Below are 15,631 nucleotides of genomic sequence, written 5' to 3' on the forward strand. Positions count from 1 at the left end.
ATTCGCCAAAACGCTCTGCAATAACGCGCCTTAGTATGAGGGCGGAGTGCTGACTTCGTAGCCGGCCAGGAACAGGTCGATGGCTGATTCGATAACACCTGCCTGGGCGGCAGGGTCGAGGGTGGGCTGGCCGAGGGTAATCTGCGGCCAGAATGCAAAGGCCTTGAGCAGGCTTTGGATCTGGTGGGCGGCGAACCCCGGGTCGGTGCAGGTGAGGCGGCCGTCTTCCTGGGCGGCGCGCACCCATTGGGTAAAGCCTTCTTCTCGTGCGCTGAGGCGGTTGACCATGTCTTGAGCGCGTTCCGGCGAATGAATGGTGGCAGCAATGGCTACGCGTGCCAGGTCGAGGAAGTTGGCGTCCGACATCATCTGCATTTTCGCTTCCAGCAACGTGCGCAGTTGGTCGCGCAGCGGGCGGTCGCTCGTATAGATCACGTCCAGCTGGGCAACGCTGCTGGCCCATAGTTGGTGGAGGATCTCGGCGAAAAGTTCTTCCTTGCTGGGGAAATGGTTGTACACCGTGCGCTTGGAAACGCCAGCAGTGGCGGCGATTTTGTCCATGCTGGTGACCTCGAAGCCGTTCTCGCGAAATTCGGCAATCGCCGCAGCCACGATGGCTTCGCGTTTACGCTCGGTGAGGCGTTTGGGGGCAGTCATGGAAGGCATTCGACTCAACAATGAAATTACACCGGGCAGTTTACTTGCTCCGGATTTTGTTGCAATCTAGAAACTACACTGTGCAGTGTAATACTTGAGCGGACCGCCGGAGTCACATCGTCATGGCCACTATTTCAACCCGTCTCGACCCGGCGCCCTCGGCGCCCAAGCCTGCCGAGCAGGGCCTGGGGCACTTCAGCAACGACACTCCGGTGCAGCACGGTGGCTTGGGCAAGACCCTGCGCATTTTCTGGAACATGCTATTCAACAAGCCGCGCACGACACGGCCGGTGGGGCAGATTCCGGTACAGCCACTGACCCGCGAGCAGTTATTGGCCGCCCCTGATCACAGCGTGTATCGCCTCGGCCATTCAACCGTGCTGCTGAAACTGCGTGGTAAATTCTGGGTCACCGACCCGGTGTTTGCCGAACGCGCCTCGCCGTTCAGTTGGGCCGGCCCCAAGCGTTTTCATCAGCCGCCCATCAGTCTTGATGAGCTGCCAGCGCTGGAAGCGGTGATCCTTTCCCATAATCATTACGACCATCTCGACCGTAAAGCGGTGGTCCAATTGGCCGAAAAGACCCGCTACTTCCTGGCGCCCCTGGGCGTGGGTGACACGCTGGTCAAATGGGGCGTAGACGCCAGCAAAGTGCGCCAGCTGGAGTGGTGGCAGGGCATCGAAGTCGATGGCGTTCGTTTTGTCTGCACGCCGGCTCAGCACTTTTCAGGGCGCGGCCTGTTTGATGGCAACCAGACCCTGTGGTGCTCATGGGTAATGATCGACGCTACGCGACGTATATTTTTCAGTGGCGATACTGGCTATTTCGACGGTTTCAAACGCATCGGCGAGCAGTACGGGCCGTTTGACCTGACCCTGATGGAAACCGGCGCTTACAATGTCGATTGGCCCCATGTGCACATGCAGCCGGAGCAAACGCTGCAGGCGCATATCGACCTGAAAGGGCGCTGGCTGCTGCCGATTCACAATGGCACCTTCGATCTGGCCTTCCACGCCTGGCACGAACCGTTCGACCGCATCATGGCCCTGGCCTGGGAGCGCAATATCTCGATCACTACCCCGGGAATGGGCCAGGCGTTCCGCCTGAACCAGCCCGAGCGCGGGCAGGCCTGGTGGCTGGAAGTGGAGCCTCAACCGGTCAACGAACACGCAGCAAGCTGAGCCGATGGCCCGCTTGGAAAAGAGTTTTTCAGCGAATTTCTGCTCTGCGACAAAGGTCAAATGAGAATGCGATGATCCCGCGGGAATTTTATTTCCGGGAGGATGTTTCGATGGACAGCCACTGTAAGAAGCTTTGGAAAATAGGGGTGCCTTGTGCCCCAGCCCAACCGCTACCCCCGCCAATGAACGCCGCCGACGTACCCGCTTCACCCCCCCATGCTGCACCCACCTCTATTGTCTTTGGCACCGAACAGGCTGCGGGCGCCATGCTCATCCCAGGGTATAACGCCCTGGCGCCCCATCTACGGCCGGTGCGTGACCCCGCGCTATCACTTGTCGCCCTCAGCGGCGAGGACCCTACCGAACCGGTGATGGTAGAGGTACCGCTCGTGTTGAATAACACCACGTTCACCGCCACGCGGGCGTTGACGGGCTATCGGGTCGGGTATGTCGAGCGCTATGTGCAGGGCAATCACGTTGAACGGGTCGAACACAGTGAGGCCTTGCACCGAGTCTTCGACACCCTGCGCAGGGCCGGTGTCCAATGGGTAGCGGTGGACATGCAGCGCAGCGGCGACAATCAGCAGGCCTGTCGTGAAATCGATGAGCGGGTGGCAGGCCTTCGCCTGGATGCCTTGGTGTCGGAGGATCCAGAAGCCGCCTTTCATAACGCCTCGAAAAGCGGATACCCCACGGTGTGTGAAACCCTGGAGGATGGCTCCAGAGTCTGGTTTTACGGTGCACGCTGGGCAGGTGATCGTTTGGCGGCACTGGTACGCGCTTACCGCCAGCTACGGCCATAGACGTTATTGAAGACTACGTCGGGCTGGGAAGAGTAGGACGCAGCAGCAGGATTCGCCCGAAATAGTGATGGGGTGTCGGCTCTTAGACTGGTGCGGTGTTATCGACCGATAACGCTCACATCCAGTTAGACAGAGGGGAATTTCATGATCGGACCAGTTTCGGTAAGTGGATGGGCGACAGGCCTGCTTCAGGAACTTGCAAACCCTGTGCAAGGTTTCAAGAGTGCCTGCCAGATGTCATTGGAGATGGGCCAAGGTGGCGGCGTTACCTCAGAGTCACTGTTGAGGGACTCGCTCAAGCAGATTGCCAATATTGATCGTGGGCTACAGGGCGGCAATGCGTTTTTGGAAACCAACCCGGATGCTATGAGGGAGGCGAAGGCCCGCGACCAGGAACGTGCCAATGGCCGCGTACTCAAGCACTTGCATGGCGTGCCGATAGCGCTGAAGGATGTCTTCGAAACCAACGACCGCATGCAGACCAGTGCAGGTTCGAAGGCCTTGGTGGGCGCGCCGGCCACTAAAACCGCCAAGGTTGTCGACAATTTGTTGAAGCACGGGGTGGTGATTGTGGGGAAAACCAATATGAGTGAGCTGTCCAACTTTCGGTCACTATTACCTGTGGATGGCTGGAGCTCCCGAGGTGGCCAGACGCTGAACCCTCATCGACTCGGAGGGCCGGTGGCTGGGTCGAGTTCAGGTTCGGCAGTGGCGGTCGCCCAAGGGCATGTGCCTGTGGCACTGGGGTTGGAAACCAACGGATCGATCATCAGCCCCGCCGCCTACAACGGTGTGTTTGGCCTGAAAACAACGACGGGCCTGGTCAGTACCGAAGGCGTCATGACCAGCACTCGCATGGACGCGGTGGGGACTTTTACCCGCAATATCTGTGATGCGGCCGAAGCGCTTAACGCAATGACCGAGACCACTGCCTACACCAAGGGCCTGCAGTCCGACGCCTTGAAGGACAAGCGAATTGGCTATACCCCTTTACCCGAGTTGTCCGCTGAGGAGGCCAAGGACCCGGCCAAGCGAGCAGACCGCAAGCATTATGAGGCGGCGCTCGACGTGATGAAGGCCCAAGGGGCGATTCTGGTGCCGATGGCGCGGTTGGATGCTGGCGTCCCCGAACAAACCTATGTCGATTATAACAACGCGCTTTTCTCGGAGGTCAAGCAAGCGCTGGAAGGCTACCTGGCTGGGCGAGAAGGTTTGCCGGTCAAATCACTCTCTGAGCTGATTGCTTTTATCAACCGCACCCAGAAACCTGGTGAGCCTGACCAGAAACTGCTGGAAATGATCAATGGGGTGCAGACCAACCAGGAAGATCGCGATGCGCTGTGGAAAGCCATTCTTCCTATATTTCAGAACACCATTGATGACCCCATGAAGGAGCACAAGCTCGACGCCATGGTGTCGAACTTCCAGTCCCACAATTATTTTTTCAGCGCTGCGGCCGGGTACCCAGGCATATCCGTTCCGTCAGGCATGGATGAAGACGGCATGCCCACGGCACTTTACGTGTATGGCTCCGCCAACAGTGAAGCTACCTTGCTGTCAGTCGCCTATGGTTATGAACAAGCCTCACAGGCCATTCAAAAACCGGCTTTTCTCCCAGGTGCTCCCTTCACACCGACACCTGCCAGTACAGAGGACGCGGTTGAGACTACTGACACTTGAGTTTGAATCAGCCTCTGCAGACGGCTGCCTCGCAGAGGTTGTGCCAGGGTTCAATCGACCGCCACGGGTGCATTTGAAACTATTGAAGCGCCCGGAGAAACACCTGGGCTCTACGCACCATTGGGTTGAGGCGTTTGTGAGTCAATGGTTGCGGTGGTTGAACCCATCAACCGGGAGATGAGGCCTTGCGCAGAAGGTTGCGCTGCGGCGGTGTCAAGCCGCCGCGCACTCATCCCCCACCCCGGTGCGAACCCCGGGAAAAATACCAGCCCTTCGGCCTCCAGGCGAAACGCCAGGATCAAACGAGTTTCATCGTCCACGTCGCCGTGGCCTTCCAGTTTCTCAATTGCTTGCACCGCCACGCCAGCCTGGCGAGCCAGCTCTTCGCGGCTCCAGCCCAGCATCACGCGCGCCTGCGCGCAGTGTTTGGCGGTGAATTGATGCAAGACGATCTGTTGTTCTACGAAAGAACTCATTGCCAGAGAGGACATGGGGTTTCTCCAGGTTCGACAGGGGAGGCGCAACTATACTGTGTTTTTGTACAGTTGTTTCTACCGCTCATCCATTGGCGTTGCAACCCCTCATGATTCCAGCCCCGGCGCCTCGCGAATAATCAGGTGATCCAGGTTTTCGATCCTGGCGCTGAATACCCCGAACGTCTGCTCGGGTTTTTTCTGGCTGGGCACCTGCACAAGCTGCGGCGTGACCCCGTAGAAAAAGCAATACAGCGGCCGTTCGCTGCTGGCTGCCGCCTTGATCTGTTCCAGGAATGCCGTGCGCTTGCGGTAGTTTTCGATAAGCTTTTTGCTCAGGTAGACATTTACCGAATAGGGCTTCTTGTCGAGCCACACCTTCTTTTCGAAGTCGATGCGAAAGCTGCTGGTGTAGTCCTTGATGGTCTTGATCTTGCCCCAGTAAATCAAACCCTGGTTGTCTTGCAGGTATTCGATCTTCTTGAAGAATGCCCAGTAGGTCGCCGTGTGCTCACCGATCTTCAAGGGCATGGCCTTGAGCTTGTCCTTGTCATCGATGTTGGACACGTAGCACTCCACCGGGTGTGCGAATACGCTGGTTTTGTCCGGGATCGAGTCATTGCTGCCAGAAGAGGTGGTAGCGCGGTTTGCGGGCACTTTCGTCGGCTCCTGCAGGACGCTCCCAGCGGTGCCGACTACCGGCGTCCTAGGCTCGTACAGTCGCCGTGTCAGCACAAATTCTGATGGGAAATTTTCCTCACGCTCGTCGTCATTTTCACCCGTCGCAGGTTTATGGCTGCCGGCATAGCGGCAGCCGTCGATATGCCGCGTGCCGGGTTTGTTCTTGAAGTGCGGCGTGCGCTGGTAGTTGACGTTCTTGGCGTTGAAGGTACTCAACGCATTGGCGCTATCGAACGCCGCACGGCAGGCGTCGTTGGGGCACAGGAAGCTGTCTTTGTCGGAATCGAAGGCGGTAGTTTCATCGAAATTCAGATCTCGCACGTCGTAGATTGACAGCTTGTCGTCGAGACTCAGGCTGTAGGCCGTGTCGAATTTCATGGGGCTCGGGTCCGTCAGAGGTTTGGCTATTAATAGCCGGATCTTGCGTAAATATCAGCAAGAACCTGCCACGCGTCGCCCGCTCAAGAAACACAGGGTGCCACCCATGGCCGTGAGTGCGGCCAGGGCAAAGAACATGCTGGTGGGCGCCGCATTGATCAGCAGATAGCCACAAATCACCGGGCTCATGGCCCCGCCAAACGCGGCCAGGTTCTGTGCGCCGTAATAACTGCCGCGTAGTGCATCCGGCGCGATGGTGTCGATAAACAGAAACTCCGAGGGGTAGATGATCATCTCGCCCAGGGTGAACACGAACATTGCCAGGCACCAGGTCAGCAGACTGTGCGCCTGGCTGAAGCCGACCAACCCGGCAATAAACAGCAGGGTGCCCAGCACGATCCAATGGCGCAGTTGCTCGCGCTTGAGAAATCGGCCGATTTGGTACTGCATCAAAATCACGGTGATGGCGTTGCAGGCGAGCACCGCAGACAGAATTTTCAGTGCCTGGTCGGGTGTGTAGGCCACCAGCAAAAACTGCGACAGATAAAGGGTGTAGCGCCCATGGACGATGGTGCTCAACAGGCTGCCGCTGGTGAAGAGGATCAGCGTGCGGTCGCTGCGCAAGATGCGCAGGATGCTGAGGAAACTCTGAGGCTTATGACTGTCGTCGCGCTGGGTCGGCGCAATGCCGATCATCAGGAACAAGCTGCCAAAGGCAATGGCGCTGGCGATCAAAAACGGTGCCCACGGCAATTGGCCGGCAATCACTACGCCCAACATCGGGCCCGTGGCATAGCCGACATTGGTCAGGGTGTAGCGCAGGGAAAACACCTTGGCGCGCTCACCCACCGGCAGGTTTTCGCTGATGATCGCCTTGGAGCCGATCAGGAACAGCGCCGACGCGGCTTCAGTCACAACAAGGGTCAGCGTGGTGAGGTAGAGGTTGCTGGCAAAGGTCAGCAAAAAAAAACCGATGGAGCTGGAGAGCATGGCCAGGATCAACAGCTTGCGCTTTTCCAGACGGTCGATGATGTAGCCGCCGTACAAACCCAGGAGCGTGGCGATGAACACGGCAACCCCCATTAGCAGGCCGATGTCCTGCTGGTTGAGGCCCAGGCGTGTGCTCAGCCAGAGGGCCAGCAACGGGCTGGTCATGGCACGGCTGACCACGATGGTCACCGAGCAGATCATCAGGCGACGGATTACAAGGGAGTAGGTGGTCACGGTGGGGTGGGCTCCTTGTGATTCTTACCTACACGACTCAGATCACCAGCGAACGCAGATTGAGTGTGGGAGCTGGCTTGCCTGCGATAGCGGAGTAACGGCCAACATTGTTTTAGCTGACCCACCGTTATCGCAGGCAAGCCAGCTCCCACATTCGATGGCGTTATTGGCCAGAGTTGATGGTGATTTTTTCTACCGCACCTTGTTCCAGATCCCACTTCTTCAGGATCTTGCCGTAGGTCCCATCATCAATCATGCCCTGCAACGCGTCACTGATCGCCATGACCAACTCGGTATTGCTCTTCTCAATCCCAAGCCCGGTGAATTGCTTGGAAATCGCCAGCCCCACCGGCTTGTATTTGCCCTTGTCCAGCGACATCAAATAAGGAATGGTCTCGCTGCCCTGCATCGCCGCATCCAGGCGGTTCTGCTGCAACTGCGCCCGCGCATCTGCCGAGCCTTCGGTGCCGATCACCACGATTGCCGGCTTACCCGCCGCTTCGCAGTTTGCCTTGCTCCAGGCGGTAATTTCAGACGGCCAGGTGGTGCGGCGGCTGGTGCCGACTTTTTTACCGCACAGGTCGGTCAATTCCTTGATCTCTTCGCGCTTGGCCAAAGTGTAGAGCTGCGGGCCGCTGGTGAAGTAGTCGATGAAGGTCACGGCTTTCTGGCGCTCGGCGGTATCGGTCATGCCCGACAGCACGATGTCCACGCGCTTGGTGGTCAGGCCGCTGAGCATCTGTTCGAAGCCGGTTTCCTGCCATTTGATCTTCACGCCCAGTCGCTCGGCCAGGGCGTTGCCCAGGTCGAAATCGAAACCGGTGAGTTTGTTGGTGGCCGGGTCCTTGAAGTCCATCGGCGGGTAGTTCGGCACGATGGCCGCGCTGATCTCACCCTTGTCCTTGATGGCTTGCGGCAAGGCCGCGAATACACACGAGGAGGCCATCAGGCCTGCAAGCAAGGTAGGGATAAATATCTTCTTCATAGGGGCGTTCTCGTTAGTTTTTTAGTTAAGTGCGAACGGCAGAAATAAAGCTTTGGGTACGCGGGTTTTGTGGGCTTATTAGAATGTCTTCCGGGCTGCCGGCTTCCACAATCTGGCCGGCGTCCATAAACACCATGCGGTTGGACACTTCGCGAGCGAAGCCCAATTCATGGGTGACCACGATCATGGTCATGCCGGTGGTGGCCAAATCGCGCATCACCGACAGCACTTCGCCTACCAGCTCCGGGTCGAGGGCTGAGGTGGGTTCGTCAAACAGCATCAACTTGGGGCGCATCGCCAAGGCCCGGGCAATTGCCACACGTTGTTGCTGGCCGCCGGACAACTCCACCGGGTAGGCATTGCGCTTGTCCGCCAGGCCAACGCGGGCCAGCAGTTCCAGCGCATCTTCGATGGCTTCCTTGGGCGAGCGCTTGAGCACCTGGCACGGGCCCTCGATGATGTTTTGCAACACAGTCATGTGTGGGAACAAATTGAACCGCTGGAACACCATGCCGGTGGCCAGGCGCTGGCGGGCGATCTGCGCTTCGTTCATCTCGTGCAGCTTGTTGCCGACCACTCGATAACCAACCAATTCGCCATCGACCCACAGGCCGCCCTTGTCGATCTTTTCCAGCTGATTGACGCAACGCAGCAGGGTACTTTTGCCCGAGCCGGACGGGCCGATGATGCACATTACTTCGCCTTGCTCGACCTCGATATTGATGTCACGCAAGGCGTGATACTGGTCGTAATACTTGTTCAGGTTGACAGCCTTGACGATGCTTCTCATGGGGCAAATCTCCTCAACCCAGGCTTACGAACGCTTGCCGGCGCCGCGGGCAAAACGACGCTCGAGGCGGCTTTGACCAAATGAAAGAACAGTCACCACCGCCAGGTACCAGATGCCCGCCACAATCAGCAGCTCCATCACCCGGGCGTTGGCGTAGTAGATGTTTTGCGCGTTGTGCAGCAGTTCCGAGTACTGGATCACACTGGCCAGGCTGGTCATTTTCACCATGCTGATGAACTCGTTGCCTACGGGCGGGATGATCACGCGCATCGCCTGCGGCAGAATGATCCTGCGCAGCGCCTGCAGGCTCGGCATGCCGATGGACTTGGCCGCCTCGTATTGGCCGGTGTCCACCGACAGCAAGCCGGCACGCACCACTTCAGCGGTGTAGGCGCCCTGGTTGATGCTCAAGCCGAGCAGGGCGGCCACGAATGGCGTCATCAGGTCCACGGTGTCGATGCTGAACAGGCCCGGAATCGTGATCACCGGGAAGATCAACGCCAGGTTGAACCACAGCAGCAGCTGCAAAATCAGCGGTGTACCGCGAAACAACCAGGTATAGGTGATGGCCACGTAACGCAGGATCGGGTTGGCCGACATGCGCATGATCGCCGTGATCACTCCGATCACTACGCCCAATGCCATCGCCAGGATCGACATGACGATGGTGTTCACCAGGCCCCAGAGGATGGCTTGCGACGTAAGGAACTGGCCAATGTAGGACCATTCGATCTGGCCATTGGCAAACGCGCGCAACAGCGCCGCCAACGCAATCACGATCAGGGTGGCAAAAAACATCCGCCCGTAATAGCGCCGCGGCACATGCTCGTACTGGGTGATATCGAACTGGTTTTCGGACAACTTGCGCTCGGCTTCCAAGCGCTCGGCCGGGGTTTGGTTCATGCTGCTACTCCAAAATTTATTCTTGATGCGTGATCGTTCCCACGCTCCGCGTGGGAACGCCGCCTCGGACGTCCGCGTCCCGCCGTTGGCGCGTAACGTGACGACGCGGAGCGTCACGGGATGCATTCCCACGCAGTGCGTGGGAACGATCGTCACCGGCTTAAATCCGAAATCCTTGATAACTTTCAGTCCACTTTTGCTGAGCCGCCAACGCCATCTTCAACCGTCCAATCTGCTCCTTCACCCGCTCCGGCGCCGTCCCACCCCACCCACTGCGCGCCGCAATCGCCGCCTCCAGGGTCAGGCAGTCGCGCACGTCCGGGGTGAGTCGCCCATCCACCTCGGCCAACATCGCCGGTGAGGCTTGCCACAACTCAATCTCATGCTGCTCACAGGCCTGCACCAGCGCGCCGGTAATCTCATGGGCCTCCTTGAACGGCACACCACGGGTGGCCAACCAGTCCGCCACCTCAGTCGCCAAGGTAAAGCCCATTGGTGCCTGGCGCCGCAACTCCTCTACCTGCACCTTCATGGTCGCCACCATCCCGGCCATCGCCGGCAACACCAGCAGCAAGGTGTCCACGCTATCCAACACGCTGTGCTTGTCTTCACTCAAGTCACGGTTGTAGGACAGCGGCAACGACTTGAGCGTCGACATCAGCCCGGTCAGGTTGCCGATCAAACGCCCGGCCTTGCCCCGCGCCAATTCGGCAATGTCCGGGTTCTTTTTCTGCGGCATGATTGAACTGCCGGTGGCGTAGGCATCGTCTAGCACTACCCAGCGAAACTGGCGCGACGACCACAGGCAAAACTCCTCCGACAGCCGCGAAATATTCACCCCGAGCATGCCGGCCACAAACAGGAACTCCGCCACATGGTCACGGCTGGCGACAGCGTCGATGGAGTTTTCGCATGGCCCGGTGTAGCCCATTTCCCTGGCCGAGTGCTCTGGCTGACGCGCTATCGCCGAACCTGCCATGGCGGCCGCGCCCAACGGCGACAGGGCCGTACGCGCATCCCAATCCACCAGGCGCTGCACATCGCGCAGCATCGACTGCGCGTGGGCCAGCAAGTGATGGGCAAACACAATGGGTTGCGCCTGCTGCAAATGGGTGAAGCCCGGGCAGATGCTCTGCACATGTTGCTCGGCCTGTTCAACCAACGCCTGCTGCAGGCCCAACACCTCAGTGGCGATGGTGCGTGCATGGTCACGCAGAAACAGGCGCAGATCATTGGCCGTCTGGTCATTGCGCGAGCGTCCGGCACGCAACTTGCCGCCCAGGGCACCGAGGCGCTCGGTCAATACGCGTTCGATAAAGGTGTGCACGTCCTCGTCATCCAGGGTGGGATGCAGGCGACCGGCGGCGAAATCCTCACCGATACGGTCCAGGGCTTCGAGGGTGCGCAGGGTTTCCGACTCATCCAGCAAACCGGCGCGCTGCAACTCACGGGCATGGGCGCGGGAGCCGGCCAGGTCGTAGGGCGTCAGGCGAAAATAGCGCTCAGGGCAACGCGACAACGCGGCCAACGCCGCAGACGGACCGGTCTTGAAACGAGCGCCCCAAAGGCGGTCGGTGGGCTGGGACATGGGTATTCCTCACGCTTGTTTTAAGAAGAGTCGGAGGCAGTTTCAACAGAAGTTTATCGGTGTAGAACCGGCATCTGACGCGCCGTATTCAAGGTTGCCAAGGGCGGATGTTTATGTTCATTATCGCCGCCTGGCTATGTTCAAGGATTGGGTTCAAGCCTGTTGAATATGGCACTCGAGGTCAACGCGCATTATGGAAACCCCACTTTCCACTTCTGGAAACCTGCCGCCAAAACCCGGCACACGAGCACCGCTGCAACTGAGTGGGCTGGACTTCAAATTGCTGCGGGTATTTATGGCCGTGGTCGAAGCCGGCGGCTTCAGTGCTGCGCAAAACGAGCTGAACGTGGGCCTGGCGGCCATCAGCAAACAGATCTCCGACCTGGAGATTCGCATCGGCATGCGCCTGTGCACACGGGGCCGCGAAGGGTTCGGGCTGACCGAAGAAGGCAAGTTGGTGTATCAAGCATCCATCGAGTTATTTACCTCAGTGGACAGTTTTCGCGACAAACTTAGTTCGGCGCAAAACGAACTGATCGGCGACCTGAGTGTGGGCGTTATCGATAACACCGTCTCCGACGTTAACTCCCCGCTGATTACCGCCCTGGGCAACTTACATCGCCAATCGCCAAAAATAAGATTGCGCCTACATGCCTCGCAATTGGACGAAGTTGAGCGTGGAGTAGTGGAGGGGCGCCTAGTCGCCGGCATCGTCCCGGTGTACCAACGCCGTGAAGAATTCGACTACTTCCCGCTCTACGAAGAAAAGGCCCACGCCTACTGCGCCGTAGGGCATCCCTTGTTCACTGCGAGCGACATCACCCCCGATGCGCTTCGCCAATACGAAGTGGTGAACCATCGGTATGCGATCCATCGCGACAAGGCCAACTTCGTCAACCACGACAGCCAGTCCGCCTCGGCCTCACAAGTGGAAGCCGTCGCCATCCTGATCCTTACCGGCCGCTTCCTGGGCTTCCTGCCAGAACACTACGCCACGCCACTGGTAAGGGAAGGGCGCCTGCGCGCACTGTGCCCACAGCAGGTTCATTTAAGCACCGCGTTCAACCTGATCCTGCGCCACAACGCGCCACGGAGCCCGATGGTCAAAGCCTTCGCCACAGCCTTGGGCGTGGACGTCAAAGCTACGACATAGCTCTCCCGAGCTACGCAGATCAAATGTGGGAGCTGTCGAGCCCCAGCGAGGCTGCGATGGGATCGCCTCGGTCTCCCCGCCAACCCCACCTACCCGCATCACCGCTGCAACCGAGCTCGCTTTTTCTTCTTCGCATGAAAATGCCGAAAATGCGCATCCTGCGCCGCCGCCAACAACTCCCGATCCCCACGCGTATCGCCCCAGGCCCTGAGCCGATACTCCCCCAGGTCGCCATACACGGCCTCAAGCCGCAGCACCTTATTCTCACAACGGCAGTTATTCCCAGTGAGCTTGCCGGTCAACACCCCGTCGACCACCTCAAGCTCAGTCCCAATCAACTTGATCCCAAGCCGATCGGCAAACGGCTGCAACACCAACGCCGGCGACGCCGAGCACAGCGTCACCACCGCCCCCGAGCCCAACTCCTGCTCCACCGACAACACCCCCGCCGGGCGCATCAACCGCGCCCAATTGCGCTGGCAATACTCCTCGGCTTTCTGCTGCACCCACGTCTTCTCCACCCCAGTCATAAAGGTGCGAATCAACTGCGCCTTCAACTCATCCCGGCTGATCTGCCGCACCAAAAAACGTAGCCCCGGCACCGCCAGCTTGACCATCCGGCCATAAAACTCACCGGTGCCAAAGGCAAACTTGAGAAAGGGCACGAAACTGTCGTGGTGGGTGAGGGTGCCGTCGAAGTCAAAGACGGAAAGTACTTTGGCGTCTGCGGGGCCGGCTTCGAGCATGTCTGGGTTCACGGGTGGTCCTTATCAGGTAGGGCGGTTTCATAGCGTTGTGACTGGCGCTTGCCTGCCGGGGTTCAGGTTGACGGTTCAGCCTGGTCGCTGCGGGTCAGCCTCTGCGCTCTTTTGTGTGCGTGCGACGGTCCATGCGTTTATGGCGATACGAGTTTACTACCCCTGAGCCAGGAGTGGGGCTTCCGAGGTTCCGGCACGCTCATTCGAGAGCGAGTGCAGTTAGGTCTTACAAGTGTTTTGGCCGACTGATTGGAGTGTGGGTTAAATTTCCTACATACCACTCGCACCACTTAAAGCGAACTTTCCGATATTTCCTATTTGCTATTTTTCGTATGGTAAATGCCAAAAACAACAAGGCGTTAACCCTATGGCAAACCACGGCTACATGACCATCAGCGGCAAATCCCAAGGTCTGATTTCTGCAAAGTGTTCGACTCAAGACTCTATCGGCAACAAGTGGCAGGAGGGGCACTGCGACGAGATAATGGTGCTGTCCTTCCACCATAATATGGCCAACAGGGGCAACGTCAGGGCGTCGAGTCATGGGCCGATTGCCATTACCAAAAATATCGATAAATCGTCACCCTTGCTGGCGGTAGCGCTCTCCAACAGGGAAGAGCTCAACTGCGTCATCAATTTTTATCGGATCGCCCAATCGGGCTGGCATGAAAAATACTACAGCGTCGATATTCGAGGCTGCATCATCACCGACCTCACTGTCGACGTACCGCATTCTGTTTTGCATATTGATGCAGAGGCACAAGAGCATGTTGCGCTTAAATATCGTGAAATAATCTGGACTCATCATCAGGCGGGAACAAGTGGCTTCAGTACTTGGGAGACAGGCCGGTGAATAAAAAATATGAAAAACAGCAGCCCACATTTTACGATATCTGGGTGGTTAGTCAGGCTGCAGCGTATCTGACTAACCAAGCTTGTACCATCAGTGCTCGGAATATTAATGATGGGGTTGTTCGGTTACAGTTCAATCGGGAGGTGGCTTATTACGCGCGGAGTATTGTTAGGGATGTTGAGGAAGGCAGGAAAACAATTGATCAGGGGTTGAAGGAAATAAGGCGCGAACAAAAAAGCCTCATAAACCAATCCCTGGAGGTGGGGAGCAAAGGCATCGGGGTTATCGCGGGCGCACTTCAGTTTGCGACTGGGGCAGGAATTTGCTACGCCTCAGTCGGTACGCTGTGTTTGCTGGCGGGTATCCCGATCATGGCACACGGCGCTAATAATATTTATGAGAACGGTCGCAATTTAATGAATGATGTCTCAGATACAGCGGGACCAGTCAGGAGCGCATATCGCGCCGCAGCAACGTCATTTGGATATGGTGAGCGTGAAGGCGACCTAGCCTACGGTGGTACGGATATAGGATTGTCAATGTACAGTCTCGGTAGGCGTGTGATTAAACCTGACGCATGGCGATTGTTTAGATACATAAGATCGGATAAAGAACGGGCTTATAAAACTATGGGTGCCGCGCCGTTAGGGTTGGAAGCTTATACCGACTACGAGACCGGTAGGCAAATATATAAAAGGCTTAATGAATGATTGTGCTCTGGTCTGCGTTGTTTGTGATGGGTGGCATATGGTCCGCTTATGCTCTGAAAAGGAGGTTTTCTGGGTGTGATTTGAATCATATAAAGCTGTATTCTTGTGTGGTCTATAACGGCTATTTTGTGGTGTCCTATATTGAGGTTATTAAGTATGGCGAGTTTCCTTTTTTTGGGATTAGGACTGATTTTATTATTCAATATCCCATCATCGAGTGGATTGCCTTTTTCGGCATATTGGCTCACGGATTTGCACTTCCGATGAAGTGGAAGGTCAGGCGATGGTTCTGAACGAAAAAAGAGAGTGTAGGCTTGTCGGAGGCAGAGAGTACTCAGGCCTTAGGTTCGGCTTCGAGCATGTCTGGGTACACGGGTTGGCCTAGGTCCTATCTAATAGTATTAAGCATGCATCAGCTATGACAACAGGAGCCTACTCCCGTGCCAGTCCTCCGATCTTGGCGTAAAGCCTTTCGCTAAAAGCCTCCCGACCACTCGACCGATGACAACGCTGATGGCAATCGGGCACAAGGCTACAGCATTGGTGATGCGATCCGAACCCTTCTGGGCTAGGTGCTTGACGTGATGGACTTCAAGAAATAGCAAATTCCTTTTTTACCGACGAAAAAAAAGCCCTGAACATGCCAGGGCTTCCTTTAGTGCTTAGTCCGGATCAATCCCAGCTCAGCGCGCCGCCGGTCTGATACTCGATCACACGGGTCTCGAAGAAGTTCTTCTCTTTCTTCAAGTCCATGATCTCGCTCATCCACGGGAACGGGTTAGTCGTGCCTGGGTACTCTTCCTTCAAGCCGATC

General features: G+C 57.4%; 15 protein-coding genes and 2 pseudogenes. 6 read left to right on the top strand and 11 right to left on the bottom strand.

The window, feature by feature from the left end:
• Positions 1–30: 30 nt before the first annotated feature.
• Positions 31–657 (bottom strand): TetR/AcrR family transcriptional regulator, encoded by a 627-nt coding sequence (locus GIV26_RS25380; RefSeq protein WP_034128571.1) that lies wholly within the window; start codon positions 655–657, stop codon positions 31–33.
• A 122-nt stretch (positions 658–779) separates the two neighbouring features.
• Between GIV26_RS25380 and GIV26_RS25385 the strand changes: the two genes are divergently transcribed.
• From GIV26_RS25385 to GIV26_RS25395, 3 genes are all read left to right on the top strand, one after another.
• Positions 780–1,838 carry an MBL fold metallo-hydrolase gene (locus GIV26_RS25385; RefSeq protein ID WP_236282683.1) on the top strand — a complete coding sequence of 353 codons (1,059 nt, stop codon included), beginning with the start codon at positions 780–782 and terminating at the stop codon, positions 1,836–1,838.
• Positions 1,839–2,104: 266 nt separating this feature from the next.
• Positions 2,105–2,641 (top strand): hypothetical protein, encoded by a 537-nt coding sequence (locus GIV26_RS25390; protein WP_233098120.1) that lies wholly within the window; start codon positions 2,105–2,107, stop codon positions 2,639–2,641.
• A gap of 144 nt (positions 2,642–2,785) precedes the next feature.
• Positions 2,786–4,321 carry an amidase family protein gene (locus GIV26_RS25395; protein ID WP_236282685.1) on the top strand — a complete coding sequence of 512 codons (1,536 nt, stop codon included), beginning with the start codon at positions 2,786–2,788 and terminating at the stop codon, positions 4,319–4,321.
• Between the two features lie 110 nt (positions 4,322–4,431).
• Here the strand turns inward: GIV26_RS25395 and GIV26_RS25400 are convergent, their stop codons facing one another.
• From GIV26_RS25400 to argH, 7 genes are all read right to left on the bottom strand, one after another.
• On the bottom strand, positions 4,432–4,812 hold the full coding sequence (locus GIV26_RS25400) for a helix-turn-helix domain-containing protein (RefSeq protein WP_186527834.1): 381 nt from the start codon (positions 4,810–4,812) through the stop codon (positions 4,432–4,434).
• 90 nt (positions 4,813–4,902) lie between these two features.
• Positions 4,903–5,853 (bottom strand): hypothetical protein, encoded by a 951-nt coding sequence (locus GIV26_RS25405; RefSeq protein WP_236282687.1) that lies wholly within the window; start codon positions 5,851–5,853, stop codon positions 4,903–4,905.
• A gap of 54 nt (positions 5,854–5,907) precedes the next feature.
• Entirely contained in the window at positions 5,908–7,077 is a 1,170-nt protein-coding gene (locus tag GIV26_RS25410; protein ID WP_236282688.1) for an MFS transporter, read from the bottom strand.
• A gap of 163 nt (positions 7,078–7,240) precedes the next feature.
• Positions 7,241–8,062 carry an ABC transporter substrate-binding protein gene (locus GIV26_RS25415; RefSeq protein ID WP_236282690.1) on the bottom strand — a complete coding sequence of 274 codons (822 nt, stop codon included), beginning with the start codon at positions 8,060–8,062 and terminating at the stop codon, positions 7,241–7,243.
• Between the two features lie 25 nt (positions 8,063–8,087).
• Positions 8,088–8,852 (bottom strand): amino acid ABC transporter ATP-binding protein, encoded by a 765-nt coding sequence (locus GIV26_RS25420; protein ID WP_003193648.1) that lies wholly within the window; start codon positions 8,850–8,852, stop codon positions 8,088–8,090.
• A gap of 24 nt (positions 8,853–8,876) precedes the next feature.
• Positions 8,877–9,755: an amino acid ABC transporter permease gene (locus tag GIV26_RS25425; protein WP_197901223.1), complete on the bottom strand. Its 879-nt coding sequence runs from the start codon at positions 9,753–9,755 to the stop codon at positions 8,877–8,879.
• 160 nt (positions 9,756–9,915) lie between these two features.
• On the bottom strand, positions 9,916–11,343 hold the full coding sequence (gene argH / locus GIV26_RS25430; protein WP_072448478.1) for an argininosuccinate lyase: 1,428 nt from the start codon (positions 11,341–11,343) through the stop codon (positions 9,916–9,918).
• A gap of 193 nt (positions 11,344–11,536) precedes the next feature.
• Here argH and GIV26_RS25435 point away from each other — a divergent pair, with 193 nt between their 5' ends.
• Complete coding sequence (locus GIV26_RS25435; protein WP_236282692.1) at positions 11,537–12,496, top strand: LysR family transcriptional regulator; 960 nt, start codon at positions 11,537–11,539, stop codon at positions 12,494–12,496.
• A 98-nt stretch (positions 12,497–12,594) separates the two neighbouring features.
• On the opposite strand, the gene GIV26_RS25440 is transcribed toward GIV26_RS25435, so the two are convergent.
• Positions 12,595–13,242 (bottom strand): HAD-IB family hydrolase, encoded by a 648-nt coding sequence (locus GIV26_RS25440; protein WP_057704184.1) that lies wholly within the window; start codon positions 13,240–13,242, stop codon positions 12,595–12,597.
• A 379-nt stretch (positions 13,243–13,621) separates the two neighbouring features.
• Here GIV26_RS25440 and GIV26_RS25445 point away from each other — a divergent pair, with 379 nt between their 5' ends.
• Together GIV26_RS25445 and GIV26_RS25450 are read left to right on the top strand one after the other, a co-directional pair.
• A complete protein-coding gene (locus GIV26_RS25445; RefSeq protein WP_034128476.1) occupies positions 13,622–14,107 on the top strand; it encodes an Hcp family type VI secretion system effector in 486 nt (161 codons plus the stop codon).
• Positions 14,104–14,817 (top strand): DUF4225 domain-containing protein, encoded by a 714-nt coding sequence (locus GIV26_RS25450; protein WP_198863098.1) that lies wholly within the window; start codon positions 14,104–14,106, stop codon positions 14,815–14,817. Before GIV26_RS25445 ends, GIV26_RS25450 begins: the two co-directional genes overlap by 4 nt.
• Before the next feature lie 432 nt (positions 14,818–15,249).
• On the opposite strand, the pseudogene GIV26_RS25455 reads toward GIV26_RS25450, so the two are convergent.
• Both GIV26_RS25455 and GIV26_RS25460 read right to left on the bottom strand, forming a co-directional pair.
• Positions 15,250–15,422 (bottom strand): annotated as a pseudogene (locus GIV26_RS25455) (HNH endonuclease); the annotation flags it as partial.
• Between the two features lie 67 nt (positions 15,423–15,489).
• Positions 15,490–15,631: pseudogene (locus GIV26_RS25460) on the bottom strand (ribonucleotide-diphosphate reductase subunit beta); the annotation flags it as partial.

Source organism: Pseudomonas sp. PA-1-3F, from assembly GCF_021609665.1.
Classification (GTDB): domain Bacteria; phylum Pseudomonadota; class Gammaproteobacteria; order Pseudomonadales; family Pseudomonadaceae; genus Aquipseudomonas; species Aquipseudomonas paracarnis.